At 54.0% G+C, this 20,811-nt stretch carries 16 protein-coding genes; 10 read left to right on the forward strand and 6 right to left on the reverse strand.

Features of this window, described 5'->3' with window-relative positions; genetic code table 11:
* Window positions 1-50 precede the first annotated feature (50 nt).
* The 3 genes from GOV85_RS13235 to GOV85_RS13245 form a co-directional block, all read right to left on the reverse strand.
* Window positions 51-704, reverse strand: a complete 654-nt coding sequence (locus tag GOV85_RS13235; protein WP_170486576.1) for a hypothetical protein — start codon at window positions 702-704, stop codon at window positions 51-53.
* Window positions 701-1,111, reverse strand: coding sequence for a hypothetical protein (locus GOV85_RS13240; RefSeq protein ID WP_170486577.1), 411 nt, complete (start codon window positions 1,109-1,111; stop codon window positions 701-703). Before GOV85_RS13240 ends, GOV85_RS13235 begins: the two co-directional genes overlap by 4 nt.
* A gap of 277 nt (window positions 1,112-1,388) precedes the next feature.
* Window positions 1,389-3,431, reverse strand: a complete 2,043-nt coding sequence (locus GOV85_RS13245; RefSeq protein WP_245224464.1) for an amidohydrolase — start codon at window positions 3,429-3,431, stop codon at window positions 1,389-1,391.
* 577 nt (window positions 3,432-4,008) lie between these two features.
* Here GOV85_RS13245 and GOV85_RS13250 point away from each other — a divergent pair.
* Both GOV85_RS13250 and GOV85_RS13255 read left to right on the forward strand, forming a co-directional pair.
* On the forward strand, window positions 4,009-5,907 hold the full coding sequence (locus GOV85_RS13250; protein WP_170624047.1) for an amidohydrolase: 1,899 nt from the start codon (window positions 4,009-4,011) through the stop codon (window positions 5,905-5,907).
* Window positions 5,904-6,698, forward strand: coding sequence for a DUF3299 domain-containing protein (locus GOV85_RS13255; protein WP_170485422.1), 795 nt, complete (start codon window positions 5,904-5,906; stop codon window positions 6,696-6,698). Before GOV85_RS13250 ends, GOV85_RS13255 begins: the two co-directional genes overlap by 4 nt.
* Window positions 6,699-6,893: 195 nt before the next feature.
* On the opposite strand, the gene speB is transcribed toward GOV85_RS13255, so the two are convergent.
* Window positions 6,894-7,874: an agmatinase gene (gene speB, locus GOV85_RS13260; RefSeq protein WP_170352649.1), complete on the reverse strand. Its 981-nt coding sequence runs from the start codon at window positions 7,872-7,874 to the stop codon at window positions 6,894-6,896.
* A gap of 72 nt (window positions 7,875-7,946) precedes the next feature.
* On the opposite strand from speB, the gene GOV85_RS13265 reads away from it, so the two are divergent.
* From GOV85_RS13265 to GOV85_RS13275, 3 genes are all read left to right on the forward strand, one after another.
* The gene (locus tag GOV85_RS13265; RefSeq protein ID WP_171178937.1) at window positions 7,947-8,159 is read left to right on the forward strand and encodes a hypothetical protein; all 213 of its coding nucleotides are present in this window, start codon (window positions 7,947-7,949) and stop codon (window positions 8,157-8,159) included.
* Between the two features lie 159 nt (window positions 8,160-8,318).
* Entirely contained in the window at window positions 8,319-8,999 is a 681-nt protein-coding gene (locus GOV85_RS13270) for a ParA family protein (protein WP_170486580.1), read from the forward strand.
* 9 nt (window positions 9,000-9,008) lie between these two features.
* A complete protein-coding gene (locus GOV85_RS13275) occupies window positions 9,009-9,311 on the forward strand; it encodes a hypothetical protein (RefSeq protein WP_170469303.1) in 303 nt (100 codons plus the stop codon).
* A gap of 452 nt (window positions 9,312-9,763) precedes the next feature.
* On the opposite strand, the gene GOV85_RS13280 is transcribed toward GOV85_RS13275, so the two are convergent.
* Complete coding sequence (locus tag GOV85_RS13280) at window positions 9,764-10,162, reverse strand: hypothetical protein (RefSeq protein ID WP_170469306.1); 399 nt, start codon at window positions 10,160-10,162, stop codon at window positions 9,764-9,766.
* A gap of 491 nt (window positions 10,163-10,653) precedes the next feature.
* Here GOV85_RS13280 and GOV85_RS13285 point away from each other — a divergent pair, with 491 nt between their 5' ends.
* Window positions 10,654-11,841, forward strand: a complete 1,188-nt coding sequence (locus tag GOV85_RS13285) for an AI-2E family transporter (RefSeq protein WP_170486471.1) — start codon at window positions 10,654-10,656, stop codon at window positions 11,839-11,841.
* Between the two features lie 81 nt (window positions 11,842-11,922).
* Here the strand turns inward: GOV85_RS13285 and GOV85_RS13290 are convergent, their stop codons facing one another.
* On the reverse strand, window positions 11,923-12,876 hold the full coding sequence (locus GOV85_RS13290) for a helix-turn-helix domain-containing protein (RefSeq protein ID WP_170486472.1): 954 nt from the start codon (window positions 12,874-12,876) through the stop codon (window positions 11,923-11,925).
* A 246-nt stretch (window positions 12,877-13,122) separates the two neighbouring features.
* On the opposite strand from GOV85_RS13290, the gene GOV85_RS13295 reads away from it, so the two are divergent.
* The 4 genes from GOV85_RS13295 (at window position 13,123) to GOV85_RS13310 (ending at window position 20,759) form a co-directional block, all read left to right on the forward strand.
* Window positions 13,123-15,480, forward strand: coding sequence for an arylsulfatase (locus tag GOV85_RS13295; RefSeq protein ID WP_170469315.1), 2,358 nt, complete (start codon window positions 13,123-13,125; stop codon window positions 15,478-15,480).
* A 100-nt stretch (window positions 15,481-15,580) separates the two neighbouring features.
* Complete coding sequence (locus tag GOV85_RS13300; RefSeq protein WP_170469318.1) at window positions 15,581-17,152, forward strand: DUF1214 domain-containing protein; 1,572 nt, start codon at window positions 15,581-15,583, stop codon at window positions 17,150-17,152.
* Window positions 17,153-17,264: 112 nt separating this feature from the next.
* Window positions 17,265-19,190 carry a DUF3604 domain-containing protein gene (locus GOV85_RS13305; RefSeq protein WP_170469321.1) on the forward strand — a complete coding sequence of 642 codons (1,926 nt, stop codon included), beginning with the start codon at window positions 17,265-17,267 and terminating at the stop codon, window positions 19,188-19,190.
* Between the two features lie 105 nt (window positions 19,191-19,295).
* The gene (locus GOV85_RS13310) at window positions 19,296-20,759 is read left to right on the forward strand and encodes a sulfatase-like hydrolase/transferase (protein WP_170469324.1); all 1,464 of its coding nucleotides are present in this window, start codon (window positions 19,296-19,298) and stop codon (window positions 20,757-20,759) included.
* The last annotated feature ends 52 nt before the right edge of the window (window positions 20,760-20,811 follow it).

Consider the following 20,811-nt stretch of genomic DNA (forward strand, 5'->3'; position numbering starts at 1 on the left):
AGCCGCACATATGCTTTTGATGGCGTTGGAAAACCTGACATTTTGACAAACTAAACGATCTGATTGTCGAGCGTCCAGTTACTCGGTGATCTTGATTGTTTTCGAAGGCGCGCTCGATACTCCAGCCACATATTTTCATCTTGTCCGGCAGCAAACATGGCTTCCCGAAGCGCCGTTTCGAACGGCTTGAGATCCAAGGCTGGCCTCTCCTTTTCGAGCGCCCTGTAAACCTGCTTGTTGAACCGCCCAGGCACCACCCTATGGCCAAGCGTCAACTCGCAGAGGCGTGCCAATTTTTCGTTTCGCAACTTGGTGAACCGGCTGCTCAGAATGCGACCGGTCTCCACATCAAGTTCAGGGAAAGCAACATGCCAGTGTGTTTCGTTTCCGATGCCAGACTTTCGCGGTTTCTCGTGCTGAACAATGCTGGCTCGGTTGCCAGACGTGTTGGAAACACCGTATTCAAAACAGATTTCAGCAAACACAGAGACAAAGTCTTGCTGGCTCATTTGCTCGTTTGGCGAAATCACAAAATGCCTAACGCTATACTGTTTGCCAGCAATTTTGGAGATTTCACCCAAAAGTAGGAGGTCTTCCGGGCAGCCACGGATCCAAGTTGAAATTTCGTTGCCCGCAGGTTTTGCAAGGTAGGTTGCGATCCGACTGGTATGCGCAGTTGGGATGCGCGTTGATTTGATAATCATGACCGCCCCCCCAAGATTTGGGTGCGGATCAAGTCGACATCTCGTCTGATCGCATCGATACGTTCGCCTTGCTCGACAACTTGCTCAGCGCGCAGCGGATTGAATGTATGCGTCTCGGCCAATTTGCGCGACAGAAATGAGAGGTTCATCCTGACATCGATCAGAAGCCCTAGGACCTCAATGGCAGCTTGGATGTCTTTAATGATGGGCTTCTTTCGTGGCGGCTTACGAGGTTTGGTTTCAGGCAGCGCGCCTTCAAAATTTAGGGCTCGCGCCAAGACAAAGCGCGCATACGCAGTTGCGGAGATACCCTCCGCTTCCGCTCCATCTGTCAACAAATCATGCAGATCTTCAGATACCCGCATTCCCACCATTTTTGTTTGTTTTTTTGTTTTGTTTTTAGCCATCTTCGTTCTCCAATTTTGATAGCTGCACGACTTGCTATTAGCGTGCGCAACATGGAGTTGTGCGGAGGGTTGCAAGGGGCAAGCGGACGTGACTGATCGGCCCACGGCTACCAGGGGCGGTTCCGGCCCAAAGCCGCCGCCCAGCTCTGCCTTGCCTTTCTGCATCCGCAGCCCGCTTAGCAGTCATTCGCCGCGGATGCGAAATCAATCACTCGTCCGATGACCGCAACGCGGACATTCCGGACACTTGATTATCCAATCTCTGCTTGGCTCCAATCTAAACTATGGAGGCCCATTCGGACACGACGGCCCACCCCAACGCATTGGTCCCACAACAGCTAACTGCCGAGATTTGCCCTGCCGCAGATGTCGTGCACGACTGCGATACGGGTGAAGCGCAACACGAGCATCCGGCAAGCATGCCCTTCTGCGCGATGCCTGACACATCAGCAAGCGCGTACAGCGGCTTTGTTGGTGGATTTGTCGTATCCCGTGGTGGAGATAGTGACGCGCGGTCTAGATCGAAGTCGTCTGATACAGGGAAAATGTCGCCCTCAAGCACGGTCCCCCAGATGCCGATGTCTTTGATCTTTTCCGCCTCTACCTCGAATGGGTCTTCTTCAAGGATGGTGAAGTTCGCGAACTTGCCGGGAGTGATCGAGCCAATCTCATCCTCCAATCGAAGGGATTGGGCTGCATCGATGGTTACAGCCCGCAAAGCGTCTTCTACAGATAAGCGGTGTTCGGGACCAGCCACGCGGCCAGATACTGTCGTCCGGTTCACACCAGCCCACACGAGAAACAGCGGTTCACCCGGAGCCATTGGTACGTCTGAGTGGAAAGAAATCGGGGTTCCACTGGCCTTGATTGGGCCAAGGGGCACGATGTCATCCGCACGGTCCGGGCCAAGCCCAAGCTCGCTATATCGATCTGACAGCGCGGTTACGTAGTATGGATTGCCGCTGACGATGCAGCCCAGTTCAGCGATCCGCATTGCTTGATCTTCTCTTGCATAACCGAAGTGGACCAGTGTCGTGCGGTGATCGGCGCGCGGCATCCGGCGCATGTTTCGCTCAACAGCGTCCAAGATCAAGTCCACGGCAAGGTCGCCGGTTTGATGAACATGCAACTGGTAGCCTGCCTCCCAGTAGGCATCGAAAACAGGATTGAACTCATCCGGTTGCATAATCCACTCGCCGTGGAAATCGCCGCCGACATAGGGCTCCGAGACCTGCATGGCCAAACTGTAAACAGCGCCATCGGCGAAGAGTTTCACCTGCTTCGGCATGAAAGCCGTCTTGCCTTCACCCCATTCGAGTAGTTTTTCCGTCTCTTCGATCATCGTGCCGTTTTGGAGGTGCAAGGCAGCCAGAGATTTCCCGTCGGGTATGAAATAGGTCCTGAGCGGTGCGTCAGGCCCGGAAAAGACGGCGTTGGTTGCTTCTTGCAGAGGGCGCGACAGCACGCCTCCCGGTTCCGCAGCAACCGTGACGCCTGCACGGTGCATATACTCGCGCGCCAGCCTGAGACCAGCGCCCAGACGCTCTGGTGTTGAAAGCACCGGTGCAACTGCGGGAAGAACGGCAAACATGCCCGCCTCGAAGAAATACCCGTCTTCAAAGCTCGACTGCTCAAGCGCAAGCCCCGCAAAGCCATTTACGAAGTCTTCGGTGATGCCCAGAAACTCCAATGCGGGCGTGTTCAAGATAAGTTCGTGTGCAGATCGGTGGACTATGATGATTGGGCGTGTGCTGCTGATCTCGTCGAGTTGTGCACGCCTGATCTCGCCATGAAAAAAGTGGTGGTATCCCCATGTCAGTAACAAGGCGTCGGGATCATCCATTGCCGCTTCAGCGGCTTGCAAGCGAGACTTATAATCCGCTTCATCCTCGGCGGCCTTCGAAAAGCCAGTCGGAATATTCCAATCCTCAATCGATATGATCTCGGAGGTCAGGGTCAATCCGGCGAGGAAAGGGTGCACATGCTGGTCGATCAAACCGGCAATGATCACCTTGTCAAAAAACCGTTCGTCCAGCCGAAACGGCTGCGAACCAATCCGATTAACGATTGCATCGCGCGATCCCGCGGCCAGAATACGGTCTCCGACCACGGCGACCGCGTTGATTGCTGGGTCGTTGTCCTCCATGGTGATGACGCGCTGCGCTGTGTAAACAGTGATTTCGGGCAGCGTCTGAAGCTGGCTTCCAAAATCCTGCAATGACGAGGCCGCATGAGTTGAGGTGGCATGAGAAATCGCGATCATTGACGCGCTGCCGAGGATGGTCATTGCGGTGCGGCGGGTAACGTTCAGTTTGGTCATGGCTCTTAATGCTCAGTAAGGCGAAATTTGCCTGAGCCTAGCATCGAGATGATCTTAGGTGGAAAGGAAAACTGCTGCCGATATCGAATTGAGCGCCAAGTTTCCCAAGCAAAATGATGCTATGATTTAGCGACTGACCTCGACCGCTTTGGGCTCTGAGCAGACATCGGATGCGGCGCGGCATCATCACCAAAAAGTAGTCCTTCATTGGCGCGCAAACGGCCCAAAGCCGACATCCAGCCGTCTACAGGGATGCTGTACCGCGGCTCAGCAATGCTGCCGTTCGCCGCATATGCACGATACCATGCCGGATCGACAGTACGTAAGTGATCAAAATGGTAGTGCCTGCAATGGTCAGTAGGGCGCCGTCTACAAGTTGCGGGTGAGATCGAGAAAGACCGGGCCGTTCGGTTTGAAACTTCGATCTCCCGCCGTAAGTATAGGCCGTTTTGCTACAACAAAACTGATGTTGTTCAAGCACTGCGATTAATTAGGCAGGTGCAACGGTGTGATGCGCTTTATCAGGTTGCCAAAGATGTAGAGCCAGATCCTGCGTCCATTTTGTTGAAAAGTTGATTTGACGCTCGTTGTGGTCTTTTGCCAACCTCCAAACAGTCAGCATTTAGGGAAACACTTGAAAATGAAATCAGGATACAGCGCGCTCGCGCTAGCTATTTTGCTCGCAGGCTCGCCGCTACTTGCTCAGCAAGCCGACACCGTTTTCCTGAGTGAAAACATCATCACGTCAAACCCCGAGTTGCCACTGGCGCAATCCGTGGCGGTTGCGGGAAACACGATCATTTGTGTACGCACTGATGACAGTTGCCGCGAGTTGGCAGGCGATGGCACCCAGATCGTGGATGCGGGCACAAATACCGTTATGGCTGGTATCATCGACACTCACTTGCACACACGCATCTTTGGGCAGACGCATTTCGTCATGCTCAACCTGTTCGGTTACAACGATGCGTCGCGTGAGGAGGTTGTCGAAGTAATCCGGGAGTACGCGGCGACGCTCGGGCCAGATGAGTGGGTGATCGGCGGCGGTTGGTCCGACGCGCATTTTCAGAATCCCACCAAGGAAGAACTGGACGAAATCGTTGGTGGACGCCCTGCATTGATCTCCGACAATACGCAACATAACGGCTGGTATTCGACGAAAGCTCTGGAATACCTCGGGATCACTGCCGATTGGGAGCCACCGAAAGGCGGCTACATGCCTTTGAATGACGCTGGCGATGAACCTTCCGGACTTTTGCAGGAGAAAGCTCACCTTTCGACAGGGTTTGTCGAACAGCACAAACTCTATTCTTTTGAGAAACAGGAGGAAGCGATTATTGGTGCCGCTCGCGTGCTCAACGCGGTCGGGGTCACCGGTGCAACGGAAGCTGCCGCCGGGTCCAAGGAGGGGGCAGATGACGTCTACGTCCGTTTGGCGCAAAAAGGAGAACTAACACTCAGGCACGAATTAGCCATGGTGTTCTGGGGCACCGGCACGCCAGAGGGCGATACCGCAATGATCGAACAATTAGAGATACGGCGGGCCGCAGTCGAGGATGCGGGCGTTGATCCCAGTATTCTCCATGCGAACACTGTGAAGTTCGCTATTGATGGAACACCGGGGCGTTTTGCCTATATGGAAGGCCCGTATCTGGACGGCACACGGCCGGATATGAACTTTCGACCAGACAACCTTGCAGAGATTTTCGACGCACTAACAGAGCGTGATTTTACCTTGATGCTGCACGTTGAAGGGAACGCGGGGATCCGCCGCTCGCTCGACGCGCTGGAATTTGCACATGAAACCGGCGAGCCCCTTCGCGACGACATCCCTCAGATTTTCACGCATGTTGACCATTTGTCTATCGACAACGCTCGTCGCATGTCTCGGCTCGGGGTTTCCGGGCAGCTTCAACTTCACTGGGCTGATCCCACCGAGGAGTACTTTCGTAATGTGACCAGTCAGAACCTGCCAAAAGAGGTGCTGGAGCGTATGTACCAGTTCAAACTCGTGACCGAGTTCATGGAGTATGGATTTGGACCTGACGCGCCGACGTCTCCTGTGTTTTCGCCGTGGGAAGGAATGGAGATCGGCATGACACGACAGGCTATGGGAACACCCGGCGGTCTTGTCATGCCCGGTGAACCATTGACCTTTGAAGAGGTTATCCATGGCTCGACCCTGGGTAGTGCACGCCTTCAGGATCGGGGCGATGTGTTGGGGAGTCTCGAGGAAGGCAAGATTGCAGACATCATCGTGCTCGACCGAGATATTCGCAGACAGGCCGAAGAGAACGTTTTTGAATTTCACAAGACTGAAGTGCTGCAAACCTATTTTGGCGGCGAACTGGTCTACGATATTGATCGCGACGGCGAACCGGACAAACTATTGACCGAGCCGGAGTGGGAAGAAGGCGACGACGAGAAACTGCGCCGAGGCGTCGCAGTTACTAGCGTGAGAGTGTCTGAGGGATGACGAGTCCGCTGTCAGCTTTTGCGATTGGCGCTCTGTTTGGTCTGATATCTCTCCCGGTTGCGGCACAAAGCATTGAGAGCGCATGGCAGCGCGCGATTGCGGGCCAGCAACCCGGTGGTATGCCGTTTGATCCGCTTGCAGCTCCGCTTGATTTGACCCGAACGCCAGTCAGTGTAGCGCCGCAAAACATGTCGACAGGTACGCGTGTGATTGGCTGGCAGGATCTGCTACCAGTGCATGTCTCCAGCGAAACGCCCTTTGCCGACATGCGACCGTTTCTGCGCGACGCCATGCGCATCCACGTCGAATGGCGCACGTCGACACCGCGCGAACGGGAAGATATGGCACTATTTGAACGCCACGAAGCTGCTCTTACACTCCTCTCAATGCATCAAGTTGACGTAGACGGCCTGATGAGAGAGCGGCGGAACATCATCGCTCAGAATGGCAAAGCAAGGCGCGCACCCAACCAGAACATTCTCGGACAATCTATACGGCTTGCCGGTTACGTTGTCCCGCTCGCCTTCGAAGAGAAAAAGGTGACAGAATTCCTGTTTGTGCCAGTTGCAGGTGCCTGCGTTCACACGCCAACACCGCCTCCAAACCAGATTGTCCATGTGGACTATCCAAAGGGTGTTGCCTTCAGCTCAATCTTCGAAGCTTTCTGGATCGAAGGAGAATTGAACGCCGAGGATACACGGCGCGACGTCGTCTTTTTTGATGGCGCTGCAAACATTGAGGCGCAATATAGCCTGAAAGCAAAGACCGTAGAGGTCTACAATTCTTGGTGAAATCAATCGTCAGCCATGATTGATGCTTGAGCCATTTGATAGAGAGAATGTCCAAACGAACTTATGGATCCGTTGCCCCTTACCGGACATTTGAGCTCGAATAGACAGAAGGGCGCAATCTGCGGACGGCCTATTGGGGCCAAGCCGCACGCAGCTATTCTCCACTTGTGAGACAAGCAACAGACGATTTATTGGCTATTCTGAAACGGCCCGAGCTCCTCTGGCCCAGGCTTTCAGGCAAAGAAGTTCTGCGGCGATCATTGCGGCTGCGTTGGAGGTCATCTCCGCATGATCAAACGGGGGGGAGACTTCGACCACATCCATGCCGACTGGATCGAGCCCCTTCATGGCCCGGATTATGGCGAGCGCTTGGTAGCTGGTAAGCCCGCCCGGGACCGGTGTGCCCGTCCCGGGAGCAGTGGACGGATCGAGGCAGTCTATGTCGAAGGTCAGGTAGGTCGGACCATCCCCAGCGGTGGACAAAATGGTTGCGGCAATCTCTTCAGCTGGAGCAGCATGTACGGCGTCTGCATGCAAGATTTTCATGCCATAGGTCTCTTCGCCCTCGAAACAGGTGCGGATGCCCACCTGAACGGTCCGTTGCGGATCTATGATGCCCTCGCGAACCGCTAGGTTGAACATACTGCCGTGATCCATGCGTCCACCCTCGTCGGGCTCGACGTCCCGATGGGCATCAAACTGGATGAGACCGATTGGGCCGTACTTCTCAGCATAGGACTTAAGTACCGGATAGGTGATGAAATGATCGCCGCCCAGAACAAGGCTGGCCGTTCCTCCCGAGATTATCTCCGATATGTGGCGCTCTATGGCCAACGGGACGTCTTGGGGCACGCCCCAGTCGAAAACGCAATCACCGTAATCGATTGCTGCAAGCGTATCGAATGGATCAAACCGCCAGGGCCAAATTGGGCCCCAGGCATGTTGAGCGCTTGCCTTGCGAATTGCCTCTGGGCCAAAGCGGGTTCCAGGACGGTTACTCACAGAAAGATCAAAGGGAACTCCGGTGATCGCTACATCCGCCCCCTCAAGATCCTTTGTGTATTTGCGGCGCATAAAACTCAGAGCGCCGGAATAACTGGGCTCAATCTGTGAACCTTTGAGTGCGCCACGGGTAAAGGCGGCATCGATGCCATAGGATTTAAGGTCTGTAGCCATGGTGTTTTGGTCAGTTTCTTGTGATAGGTTTCATGGCTTTTTCTATTCTCATTATCGGCTGGATGCTATCTGGTGATCTTGATCTTGCAGCCGATTTTCGGCGGCGCAGTGATTATCTTAGTTGCAAAATCAATCGAATGTCAGCTTTCGGCAGAGGTCCTTGCCTATTATGCGGACACAACGAAAGTCAGCTTTCCGCCCATTTTGTCGAACACTGAATTACCCAACCTAGGAAACTTTGGGCTTGTAGTCGCTAACAGCGTCAAAGGCGAAGCGTTGAGTTGAGTTGAGCCATTTGCTTCTCAATTCTTTCCTTGAGAACCAATTGCTGCCGATGCCTTCCGCAGGCATCTCTTCCCCAGAAATCCAAATCCATTATCCTTAAATCTTTCCTAAACCTTGTTCTGGCAATCTATCGGAAGCAATTTCTTAAGGAGAATTCGATTGCCAACACTTTCATTTTGCTCACCAAAAGGGGGCTGTGGGAAATCCACAACATGCATTTTAATGGCCCTCGAAACATCCCGGGCTGGGATGTCTGTTTGTATCTTGGACTCGGATCCCAAACGGTGGCTGTCTGAATGGGCTAGCGCGAAGCCGCTTCCCGAGAATCTCACTGTTCGTCAGGTCGAACAGCGAAACCTGACCGAGGCGGCTTTCGCGGCGGCCGAACGTTTCGACTACGTATTGATCGACGTCGAGGGATCAGACGATGCATCTTTGATTGATGCCATTCTCGTAAGCGACCTTGTCATCGTTCCCACCCAGACATCTCGTTTGGATGCGCTGGCGGTGGTCCAAGTTCTAAAACAGGTGCGCCAGAAAAGCCTCGTATTGAGGCGCGATATTGCGGCTCGTGTCTTGCTGACCAAGACAGAACCAGGGGCGGTCGAATATCGGATCACCGCAGAAATCAAAGCAGTCTTACAGCAAGCAAACGCGCCCGTTTTTGCAACTCAGCTTGCAAATCGCCCTATTTTTCAAGCGATGGTGAGCTTCGGTGGGGATTATCTGGACTTACCAAAAGCGTTCCAAGGATCCTCCCCAAAATCAGCGCACGCAAACGTTGCCGCTTTGGCGCAGGAAATCTCAACGACCCTCTCAGAAATTCTCCAAGCTGCATAAGGAAAAACAATGATGGATAAAACAAAACACAATCATATGCCCAGTCTCGGCGACATTAACAAAGTCGAGCAAGGTGACATGGGCTTCCCACTCGGATCGACCAGTAAGCCGAGCCTCGCACTCCAACCAGAGATGAGCCCTTCAAAGCGCAGGGCGGCCGCGCGTACGCAAAAGCTTTCCGTAAGTGTAAATCCAGATCTCTATGCTGCTTGGAACGCAATCCGAGAGGACAAAGAGCAAGCGGTTGTGCGAGCCGTCGAGCTGTCTCTGATCGCATATTTGGAAAAGCACGGACAAACGTTCGATCTGTAAGACCAGCCCTAAAAAGCCCGGCTCCCTGCCTTCGTTATGTGGGGAGTCGTGCCGTTTTCTGGGTCTCTTATTTTTCCCGTGGCCCCCTCTTATTTTTGGTGCTGACCTCTTATTTTTCCAAAAGATTAGGAAACCGATTTTGAGCGGCGTGGAATTGGTGGAATTATTGACTTTATTGTTTTTTATCAAATATTTATATGTTGACTCGGTCGCACTTACGCGATAGAAAATGCGCATTCAAAACGGGAGGGAACAACATGTTCCATTTCATCAAAGAGGCTTACCACCAGTTGCACATTGCAGCTGTCATCATTCATGTTTCGCTGGTTATCGGCGAAGTCTATGATTTGATCCCACACGCGTGACCAGGAGCAAATCATGGAATTTTTGGTCTATCAGATAAGTGAAAGAGCCCTGTTCTGAGCGCCGGTATCATGAGCCTGCGTTGCGGCTCACATTGCAGCTCTTGAAAGCGCCGCCTTCAGAATGGGCGGCTTTTTTGTTTTCAGCAGTGTCAGATGAAGATACTTGGCGTTCTCGTCATCTCGGCACATCCAGGCCGCCGCCGCATACATTTCCTCGAGAACCTTCAGATAGCCAAATAAGTGGGGATCAGTGTCCTTTCTTCGATGCCGGAGGACATCCAGTTTGCCACGGTTGCTCTTGCCGATCTCTGCACCTATTTGGCTGATTTCCAGCCATAGCGCACCTTCGGATTTCGAGTACGTCTCGATTTGTCCTAGAAGAAGAAATCGGCCTTCAGAAATCTTGCCGACGGCGCTCCAAACCGGTTGGCCGGGCTCGCTGAGAATGATGTCTCTGTACAATCTGAAGCTAATTTTTCCAGGCATTTGGCGCCCCCTTGCACAGGTAAGTGTGCGAGCAGATGCAATGGGCAAGTTGGGGGGCTATTTCGGTAGATTGGGCGGATTCCGGTCATTAGCTGCGTCTGCGAGGTGGTACGGGTTTCTCATCTTAAGCAGACATCCAAAATGTGCAAAAGTCCGAGGCAACTCAGCACTGCCGAAAGTTGGGTTCGAGCCCAGACCTGCCACCAAAAGTCGAAGGCATGCTGCACTTGCGTTCGGCAGGTCCAGCCCAAAGCCGTCATTGCCCGAAGGCGCTTTGACCGGCAAAAAACCTTCGCTAGGAATTTGGCCAAATTCGAAATCTGTGAATAGCCGACGTTGTTGTCGGTATCTCTTGCGCGAATCCTATGAGCTGGAGGTTCGTTTTCATGGAACTTGGCTTCTCGGAAAGATAGTTTCACCAGCTAAAACTTGCACCGAATGTTTATGGCGTTTCTACTGCGGCGGAACACCAGATCAACGTGCGGCGTTACATGACCTCTGACAACTTGAACAGGACTCTCATCTCGAATTGGTTCTTTGCTCTGGGGACCATGGCTTTTTTGATCTGTTTCTTGTGGTTTGGGCGCGATTTTCTGATTCCGTTGGCGATCACAGGGCTTCTGTTCATTCTTTCTTCTGCGCTCGTGGACAGGATCCAGCGCACAAACCTGCTTGGGTGGTCTCCTCCAGGCTGGCTGGCCCAACTCCTCAGCATCATCGTGATAGTGGGGGCGCTGCTGGTCCTTGGGCTGATCGTCTCCTCCTCGGTGGACGACGTACAAGACGCACTGCCCAGGTATCAGGAACGGTTGATGAGCCTGACGGAGAAACTAGAAGGGTTTCTGGGTCCCAAATTCGTTGAAGCTGGTCGCCAGGCAGCTGAAGACATCGAGATAGGGTCTTGGTTAGGAACGGCTGTGGGGCAGTTTGGAGGCGCAATGTCGACAATCGGTCTCGTCGCGCTGTACCTTGCTTTTCTGATCGGCGAACGTCTGGCTTGGGTCGACAAATTGCCGAGGCTGGTTGCGACTGAAGAAGGAACCCGTCGCGCCCGGAAAGTCCTGCACAAAATTTCAGTTGGCGTGAAACAGTACATGTGGGTCAATGCTGTCACCAGCGCCATGAGCGGCGGAGTTGCCTTTGTCATTTTTTCATGGGTCGGCCTTGATTTCGCACCGCTTCTGGCACTGACCGTATTCGTTGCGGGGTTCATCCCTAATATCGGCGCATTTATTGGGATCGCGCTTCCATCTCTTGTAGCCTTGATACAGTTCGATAGCCTTACGCCTTTCCTGATCGTACTATTTGGATACGGCGCTGCTGATCAATTCATTGCCAACGTGATACAACCTACGATGCAGGGCAAGTCCCTCAACCTCAGCACATTCATGGTAATGGTTTCGCTGACGTTCTGGGCAACGATTTGGGGCGGTGTGGGAGCATTTCTGGCAATACCGATGATGGTTGTGACCATGGTCATCTGTTCGGAAATCCCGGCCACCCGTTGGATCGCTGTTCTGTTGTCCAGCGACGGTCAATTGCAAGATGGAAAAGAGTCCGTCGAACTAGACGAACAGACCGAATACGCGAGTGTCCGTCGGTCGCCTCTCTCAACGAAACAAAAGCTAGAGGAAGAGGCTAAGCAGTTGCGGGCCGAGTTCGAAAACAGAGACGGTTAGGTTCATAACTTCAAACGCCATTACTGCCAAACTCAATACAAAGTGCATAATCTCAAAGCCGCTTGAGCATAGACAACAGCCTTAGTTCACCCGATGGGTGTGCGAGGGCAAGTGTCCGAAAAGTTGTTTGTATTGATTGCTGAAATGTCCGAGATGCAGGAATCCATGTTCGGCGGCGACACGCTTGATCTTGGTTTCCATCGGGTCTGAGTTTTTGAGGACTCTGTAGACTTGGTTCAGCCGAACGCGACGCAGCCAAGTTGCGGGCGAAATCCCGGCTACATCCTGGAAAGCGTAGTGTAACGAGCGAAGGCTGATCCCCAAATTTGTACAAATGTCAATCAGCCCGAGGACCTCTGGAAAATCAGCTAGGGCAAGGTCTGTTGCTTTTTGAACGATAATGCCCTGTTTCGACGGCGGAGAAGGAACCAAGAATTCGTTGAAGGATTCTAACAATGTCCACAAGAACTGTTTTTTGAATTGGTCTACTTGAGCAGCATACACGGCATGGTCTTTTGGGGAACAGGATTTAGTTTTTTGCAGAAGGCTTAGGCCCCCGCGTTTGATCCTATCGGCCTTCGCCTGATTCAATACAAGGTTTCCATGGAGTCGGTGAGATAAGTCAATTCCCCCGGAAAGCGCGATCAAAATCGCCTGAACCTCTTCCATGGGGAATGATAATACTAAGCTGTCCCAAGTGTCGTCGGAAACGAGTTGAGCCTCTAGATAAGGCGACTGCATTACAACTGAGGTTTGCTCAACACTGCTGCCGAGCCAATTCACAGAGTTCGTAGACCCCAGCGGCAGTGCAAAGCCATACCCACCCGGAATGCCAACACCTCTGTACCTCATTTTGCGCCCCCACTTCTCGCGCATCACCTGAGTGGTGCCAACTTCCGTCAGTTCCATGCTCCCGAAAAACTGTCCCGGTGATAGCTGAGTGTACTCCTGGTCCCACGCCGATGCAGCCTCTTGCAGGTCCTCGAAATCGGTCGTTTCGTAGGTCGAGTGCTGCATGAAAGGCAGAGTCTTCAATGGTCTCGCTCCTTTTCTCAACTATTTCGAAACCGAAATAAATTTGCATAAGAGAATACTCGAAAGGGTGAATTTCTGAAGCCCGATTGCACTTTTGGGATAGTAAAAGCTGCTGCGTGCCCGGTTCGGTCTGTGCATCATAGGGGGATTACGGATCCGCTGATGTTCCCTGAAGGAGTCAATTTCTCCGACCCAGATAGCCTCGGCGACCAGAACCGACAGATCAAGAAATTAGGAGGCAATCTAATGAAAGCTGGGTTCATTTGTTTGTTAGCTGGGTTACTCACGTTGGGTGGTCTGCCTGCTGCTGTGCAAGCAGACGACAAAGACCATTGGGACCGTTCCGTTTTACCGATACCCATGACCGAGTTCCGTGGTCATGCCGGGTTGCGAACCAACGAGTCGACGTTGGATTTTCCAAGACAGGTTACGGCCCCCAAAGGCGCTCCGAACATTCTCCTGATCATGCCGGATGATGTGGGCTTTGGGGCCAGTGTGCCATTCGGCGGGCCGGTTCCGACGGAGGCGTATGAGCGTCTGGCACAGGATGGGCTGCTGTTCACGCAGATGCACACCACGGCACTGTGTTCCCCAACTCGTTCTGCGCTGATCACCGGTCGCAACCACCATTCCAACGCCACCGGTGTGATCATGGAACTGGGAACCGGATTCCCGGGTTACAACTCGCTGATGCCGAAGGAGAACGGCTCCGTTGCCGAAATCCTAAAAGGCAACGGCTACAATACGGCTTGGTACGGTAAGAACCATAATGTGCCGGATTGGCAATCCAGCCAGGCCGGTCCGTTCGATCTGTGGCCAACAGGGCTGGGCTTTGAACAATTCTTCGGCTTCATCGGCGGCGACACCAGCCAGTTCACGCCGGCAATCTTTGAGGGCACCAAACCGGTCGAACCACCGAACACCGAGGACTATCACCTCGACGAGGATATGGCCGACCGTGCGATCAACTATATCCGCGAACAACACGCGCTGGCGCCCGACAAACCCTTCTTTGTCTATTATGCTCCGGGAACGAGCCACGCGCCGCACCATGCGCCGAAAGCATGGATCGACAAGTTCAAAGGTCAGTTTGACATGGGCTGGGATTCCGTCCGCGAGCAGACCCATGCCAACATGCTGGAAATGGGGATCATTCCCCCAGGCACAAAACTGACTGAACGCCCAGCGGATATTCGCGCCTGGGATTCACTGACGACCCAGCAGCAAGAGCTCTACGCCCGTATGATGGAAGTCTACGCAGCCGCGCTGGCGCATATGGATCACCAGATCAACCGGATCCTGGATGCGGTCGAGGATACAGGCGAATTGGACAACACGCTGGTCATCTACCTAATGGGCGACAATGGAGCGAGCGCCGAGGGCAGCCCAGACGGTCTGTTGAACGAGATGACCATGTTCAACGCCATCGAAGTGCCTTTCGAGGACACCTATGCACGGATGGACGAGCTGGGTGGGCCGAATACCTTTGGTCACTTCCCGGTCGGATGGGCGCACGCTATGGATACGCCGTTCCAGTGGACCAAGCAGATCGCCAGCCACTTTGGCGGCACACGCAATAGCATGATCATTCGCTGGCCTGCCAAGATCGAAGGCAAAAGAGAAGTGCGTGACCAGTTCCACCACGTGATCGATATCATGCCGACCATTCTGGAGGCCGCTGGCCTGCCGGCACCGCATTCGATCAATGGTGTGGCGCAATCTCCCATCGAAGGCACCAGCATGATGTATGCATTCAACGATGCCGAAGCCCCATCGACCCGTCGCACGCAGTACTTCGAGATGTTCGGCAACCGTGCCATATACAATGATGGTTGGGTCGCGGCGACTACACCGTTCGACGTTCCTTGGGCCAGTCTGAACAGACCTAGCGATGTAATTAATGACTGGGAGTGGGAACTCTACCACGTGGCCGAGGACTTTTCCCAGTCCAACAACGTGGTGGATCAGTACCCGGAAAAGCTGAAAGAACTACAGATCCTGTTCTACGGCGAGGCGCGAAAATATGATGCCTTCCCGATTGATAGCCAACGCAAGCCGCGACTAGACGTGGCCCTTCGCCCCAGCCTGACTTTGGGTCGCGATACGTTCACGTACTACGACAACATGAAGCGTATACCTGAAGGCACCGCGCCTGATTTCAAAAACAAGTCGCACACGATCACGGCGCATGTCGAGATTGGCGAAGGGGACACTGACGGCATGCTGGTGACTCAAGGCGGTCGTTTTGGTGGATGGGCGCTCTATGTGCTCGACGGCAAGCCGGTCTACACATACAACGTTGCCAATCTCGAGCGGTACAACATCGAAGGCGATGTGCTGGCACCGGGCAAACATGTCATTCGCTACGATTTCGAATACGACGGCGGCGGGCCTGGCAAGGGTGGCACCGGCAAGTTGTTCGTAAATGACACTCTCGTTGGTGAAGGCCGGATCGACCGCACCATGGGTTTCCGCATTTCGCTGGACGAGACCTTTGATGTTGGCTCGGACGCGGGTGAGCCTGTGAGCGAAAGTTACCATGTGCCGTTCGACTTCCCGGGTGGGATCGAAAAGGTTGTGGTCAACCTTGATTTGGGCGGCTGATTGATCAGGCACCCGCCCGAAAGAAATGCATCTCTTGGGCGGGATCTTATTCCTTGGCCAGTCAAACTGGCCAGTTGCCCCTTTGTTGGAGGTTTAGATTATGAAAGCTAAAATCTTATTGCTGGTGTCGGCTCTCACGAGCTTTGCCTTTTTGGGCACACATGCAGTAGCCGAAGAGATGCGGCTGTCTGACATTCAAAGCGATGACGAGTTCTCCGCAGCGATGCCGGTCACGGGATCTGTCGAAACCTTCTTTGGTGATTTTGATCTCGAACACAGTTTTCCAACGGAAGAATCTGCTGCTCGGATTTATGAGTTGATCGACCACCAACGAGCCGCACAGCTGTATCTGTGGGCCTTGCCAATCGTAGCGCAGGAACGGCTTGCCCAGAATTACTTCAACAACTTCGACTTTGACTACGGTGATTTCGTACGGATCGAGTCGTTTAACGAGCGTCGCGGATACCTGACTGCGAACGAAACTACAAACTACGCCTTGGGTCTGCTCAACACTAAGGGTGCCGCGACTGTGCTGGATGTCCCGCCGGGGATCGTCATCGGCATGGTCATCGACATGTGGCAGGAATCTCCGACGGATATTGGCATCTTCGGACCGTTTGAAGGCAAAGGCGGCAAGCACGTCATTGTAGGCCCGAACACGCCACAACACATGCGACCCGACCAGAAAAAGCTTGGCGATGACTTCCAGGTTCACGAGATCGGAACAGACCGGGCCGTCGTTCTGGCTAGAGTGGCCGGAGCGGATGTGGATACAGTGCAGAAAACCTGGAACCAGATTCAGATGTATCGCTACGGTTCCGAACCGGCCACGACGGTTCACCCCGGCGGGGACAAGTTCCTTCCGACGATTCAGCCTCGTGGCATGGCATTCTGGAAAGTCCTGCACGCCGCTATCAACAATGAGCATCTTGCCGAACGAGACCGCCTGTTCATGTATTGGCTGCGGTCTCTTGGCATCGAGAGAGGGAAGCCGTTCGAACCGAACGAACGTCAAACAGCGGCGCTGCTGGACGGGGCCAAGGTGGGCGAGATGATGGCCAAGTCCTTCGTGTTCAGCGAACGTCTGGATGGCGTTTTGCGAGAGTTCGACTGGCGCTACGTGCTCGGCGGGGAATGGGGTGACGGAATCAAGTACGATCAAAGCACTCAGAACTTTGACATTTTTGATCCCCGGGCCCGGTATACCTACGAGGCGCAATTGACCTCACCTTCGATGACCGTACCCCGGCCCGGGAAAGCGCAGGGATATGTCGCCAAGTTCGAAGACTCGAATGGAGAGCGGCTCAAGGGCGAACAGCGATATGTTATGCTGTTTGACCGAGAACCAAAGACAGACTTGTTCTGGTCGCTAACGATCTATGATCCTGACACACGTGTTCTTTTGGACAATCGCGGGCTTGAGTCTGGAGATGATGTGACCATCGACAGTCTCGAGCACAAACCGAGAAAGAACGAGGACGGGTCCTTTGCCGTGATGTTGGGGCCGGACGCCGCTCCGAAGGGGTGGGAAACCAACTATGTCCGTACACTACCAGGCCGGGGCTGGTTCCCGTATATCCGGGCGTACGGGGCACATGCCGAGTTCTTTGACGGCACCTACCAATTGCCAAACATCCACCGGGTCGAGAATTTCGACGAATACACGAAGTGATACAAAACTGCCGCCTGCGATAAGGCATCCGCCCGTCGTGGCACCGAAACTCGCGTACTTGAGCAAGAGACGCCACAGGAGAAATGTCACTAAGAAGTCCGAGGAGAATGCTATGAACAGACTGACTTCGAGCCTAGTTTCCTTAGGCCTTGTAGCAGGTTTAGGAACCGCAACTGCCGCACAGGACCGGGAAGAAGGTCTTGGCTACGGTACACTTGATCCCGCTGACGTCGGTGTGAACACCCCAGACTATTCACCTTTTGTCGACCAGCACATGCCTAATCAGGTGTTCTGGGGAGACACCCACCTCCACACGTCGTATTCTATTGATGGCGGTTTTTTTGGAAATACTTTGGATCCAGGCGATGCCTATCGATTTGCCCGTGGTGAAGAAATGGTATCTAGCACTGGTAGCCGCGTTAGGCTTCATCGGCCTCTGGATTGGTTGGTTGTGGCTGACCATGCCGAGTATTTCGGGCTGGCGGACATGCTGGCCAAAGGCGATCCGGTCATTCAAGAAGATCCGGTAACCGCGCGCTGGTACAAGATGCGCCAAAGCGGCGATCCGGATCAGGGAATGCAAGCTTTCTATGAGGTTGTGGACTCCGCTGCCCGACTAGAAAATCTGGTCGAAAACCCTTCGATTCAGCGTACGGCTTGGGATAAATCAACAGCCTACGCTGAACAGTATTATGACCCCGGTGTGTTTACGTCGATCATTGGGTTTGAGTGGTCGTCCTCCTCTAACGGCAACAATCTGCACCGAGTGGTTATGTTCCGCGATGGTGCGGATCGCGCTGGCCAGATTATTCCCTTTGCAACCTTTGATTCGGACGATCCTGAAGACCTTTGGGATTGGATGGAAGCCTACGAGAACAACACAGGAGGGCGTACTCTTGCGGCCGCGCACAATGGCAATTGGGGCACCGGGTTGATGTTTTCTGACAACCGCAACAATGGCGAACCGCTAGATGAATCCTATGCTAGGAAGCGGATGCGCTTTGAACCGATCTACGAGATGACGCAGATCAAGGGGGATGGTGAAACTCATCCGGCCCTCTCGCCAGATGATCGCTGGGCCGATTTTGGCACTTGGGACAAAGGGGACCTTGGTGGGCGCAATCGGATCACGGAAGAGATGTTGCCGCATCAATACGCACGATCTGCCTTACGACTTGGTCTGAGACATGAGGCAACCTTAGGCACCAACCCGTTTAAGTTCGGCATGATTGGTTCGACTGATGCGCATACCTCTTTGGTCACTACCCGCGAGGACAACTTCTTTGGCAAAAACCCTCCGGCTGAACCGGATCCGGGTCGCTGGAGCCATGTCTTCATGAAGGGCGAACTGGAGGGAACCGATTACTACAACTGGGAAACTCTGGCTTCCGGCCTGACCGGTGTCTGGGCTCGCGAGAATACCCGGGAAGCGCTGTTTGACGCGATCAACCGCAAAGAAGTTTACGCCACTACAGGGTCGCGCATAACCGTGCGGGTCTTCGGTGGTTGGGACTTCAAAGTAGACGAGGTGGAACGGCCCGATTTCGCTGAGCGTGGCTATGCCGCAGGTGTGCCGATGGGGGGAGACCTGACAAATGCGCCAGCCGACGAGGCACCAACCTTCATGGTACGCGCCCTGCGTGATCCAGATAATGCGAACCTAGACCGGCTACAGATGGTCAAAGGCTGGCTTAATGCAGATGGGACAACCTCGGAAAAGGTTTACGACATGGCCTGTTCTGACGGTCGTACGATTAGCAATCATGCCTGCGACAGCGATGTTGGCAACACGGTGGATATCGCCAACGCCAGCTATACCAATACCGTTGGTGATCCGATGCTGGCTGTGGTTTGGACCGATCCGGACTTCGATCCTTCCCAGCGCGCCTTTTACTATGTTCGCGTTTTGGAGATCCCCAAGCCGACCTGGCAAGCTCATGACGCGAAGTATTATGGCATCGAAATGGCGCCAGAGGTTCCTATGATCTTGCAGGACAGGGCCTACACCTCGCCGATCTGGTACACCCCTGAAGGTTGAGCGCAAATGGAAGCGTGGGACAGGACCCGCGTTTCCGCCAGGATAGTGATGACAACTCTGTCGAGCCAGCGGCATCAACTTTTCAAACCTCAAAAGGGGAACACTATGAAACTGCGCTATGCGGCTATATTTGTCGGGATTTTCTTTGCATTTGCCTCGACTGCTGCCATCGCTCAGCAACGTCTCAATGTTGTGTTGATGCTGGCCGACAATCTCGGGTTCGGTGATCTCAGTGTTTACAACGGTGGCACCCGGGGCGGGATGCGCACCCCACATATCGACCAGCTTGCCTCCGAGGGCCTGCGACTGACGCAATTCATGGTGGAACCGGGCTGTACTCCGTCGCGGGCGGCATTGCAGACCGGGCAGTATTCCATCCGCAACGGCATGTCCCTGGTGATCGCGCCCGGGGCCGGTGGCGGGTTGCAGGAAGATGACGTCACCTTGGGTGAGTTGTTCAAATCAGTCGGCTATGACACGACCTATGTCGGCAAATGGCACTTGGGTCCGCAGGCTGTCAGCCAGCCACAGAACCAGGGTTTTGATCAATGGCTGGTGGGATTTTCCGGCACGAGCGACAGTTCCGCCTACAGCACAAATATCAAGGCGCTTGGTATGTCGGATGCCGAAGCAGAGGCATACGGTGCGAAGATCATCGAGGCCAGGGGGCCGGGCGAAACCTCCTTTGTGCGGCCCTATGATTTCGAATACCGCAAACAGATCGAAGGTGACATTGCCACTACGGCTGCCGCCTACATCACGGAGCAAGCCAAGGCGGAGGCCCCATTCTTCCTGATGATCGGGTGGACCCGGCCACACTTCCCTAATGACACAACCGACGAATTCATGGGCATGTCTGGCGCTGGCAAATACGGCGACTCGGTTATGGAATTGGACATTCGCACCGGCGAGGTTCTGGCTGCTATCGATCAGGCGGGCATCCGCGACAACACAATGGTAATCTGGATTTCGGACAATGGTGCGACGGTGACCGCAACGTCTTTGGACGAAGTGCATCAGGGCGACAACGGGCCATTCAGAGGGGAATTGGGGGACGCCTACGAAGGCTCAATCCGCACGGCGGGCATGATCCGGTGGCCGGGAGCAGTCGAACCAAGGGTCAGCAACGAGATGTTTGCCATTCACGACTTTTTCCCGACACTTGCCAACTTGATTGGCGCAGATATCCCAACCGACCGCCCCATTGACGGAGTGGACCAATCTGATTTCTTGCTTGGTAACTCGGACACATCGGCCCGCGAAAGTCTTATCACCTTCATCGGCGACCGCATCGCCGCCGTTCGCTGGAGGCAATTCCGTTTTTATCCGTTCGAAGTCGGGGTTACCGAAACCAACCCGGCTGTAGGCGGCTACATGGGTGCGATCACCGATACCGCCGGCTTCCCGCAGATTTTTAACATCGAAGCGGACCCAAAGGAACGAGTGAACTTAGCTCATGCCGGCGCAGGCTGGGCGATGGCGCCTTATCTGCAAATCATCAACACCTATCTCGCCACGCTGAAGGATCACCCCAATCCGTCGCCGCCGAATATGACGGACTTTAGGTAAATCAAACCCACAGCACTAAAACGGCGGCGTTTGTACCCTGTTGGAAAGGAAT

This window comes from Ruegeria sp. HKCCA4633 (assembly GCF_013034605.1).
Classification (GTDB): domain Bacteria; phylum Pseudomonadota; class Alphaproteobacteria; order Rhodobacterales; family Rhodobacteraceae; genus Ruegeria.

Excerpts from the sequence above, each read along its gene's own strand:
- GOV85_RS13235 (WP_170486576.1), bottom strand. The coding sequence starts at position 704 with ATGATTATCAAATCAACGCGCATCCCAACTGCGCATACCAGTCGGATC.
- GOV85_RS13240 (WP_170486577.1), bottom strand. The coding sequence starts at position 1,111 with ATGGCTAAAAACAAAACAAAAAAACAAACAAAAATGGTGGGAATGCGG.
- GOV85_RS13245 (WP_245224464.1), bottom strand. The coding sequence starts at position 3,431 with ATGACCAAACTGAACGTTACCCGCCGCACCGCAATGACCATCCTCGGC.
- GOV85_RS13255 (WP_170485422.1), top strand. The coding sequence starts at position 5,904 with ATGACGAGTCCGCTGTCAGCTTTTGCGATTGGCGCTCTGTTTGGTCTG.
- speB (WP_170352649.1), bottom strand. The coding sequence starts at position 7,874 with ATGGCTACAGACCTTAAATCCTATGGCATCGATGCCGCCTTTACCCGT.
- GOV85_RS13275 (WP_170469303.1), top strand. The coding sequence starts at position 9,009 with ATGATGGATAAAACAAAACACAATCATATGCCCAGTCTCGGCGACATT.
- GOV85_RS13280 (WP_170469306.1), bottom strand. The coding sequence starts at position 10,162 with ATGCCTGGAAAAATTAGCTTCAGATTGTACAGAGACATCATTCTCAGC.
- GOV85_RS13285 (WP_170486471.1), top strand. The coding sequence starts at position 10,654 with ATGACCTCTGACAACTTGAACAGGACTCTCATCTCGAATTGGTTCTTT.
- GOV85_RS13295 (WP_170469315.1), top strand. The coding sequence starts at position 13,123 with ATGAAAGCTGGGTTCATTTGTTTGTTAGCTGGGTTACTCACGTTGGGT.
- GOV85_RS13300 (WP_170469318.1), top strand. The coding sequence starts at position 15,581 with ATGAAAGCTAAAATCTTATTGCTGGTGTCGGCTCTCACGAGCTTTGCC.
- GOV85_RS13305 (WP_170469321.1), top strand. The coding sequence starts at position 17,265 with ATGAACAGACTGACTTCGAGCCTAGTTTCCTTAGGCCTTGTAGCAGGT.
- GOV85_RS13310 (WP_170469324.1), top strand. The coding sequence starts at position 19,296 with ATGAAACTGCGCTATGCGGCTATATTTGTCGGGATTTTCTTTGCATTT.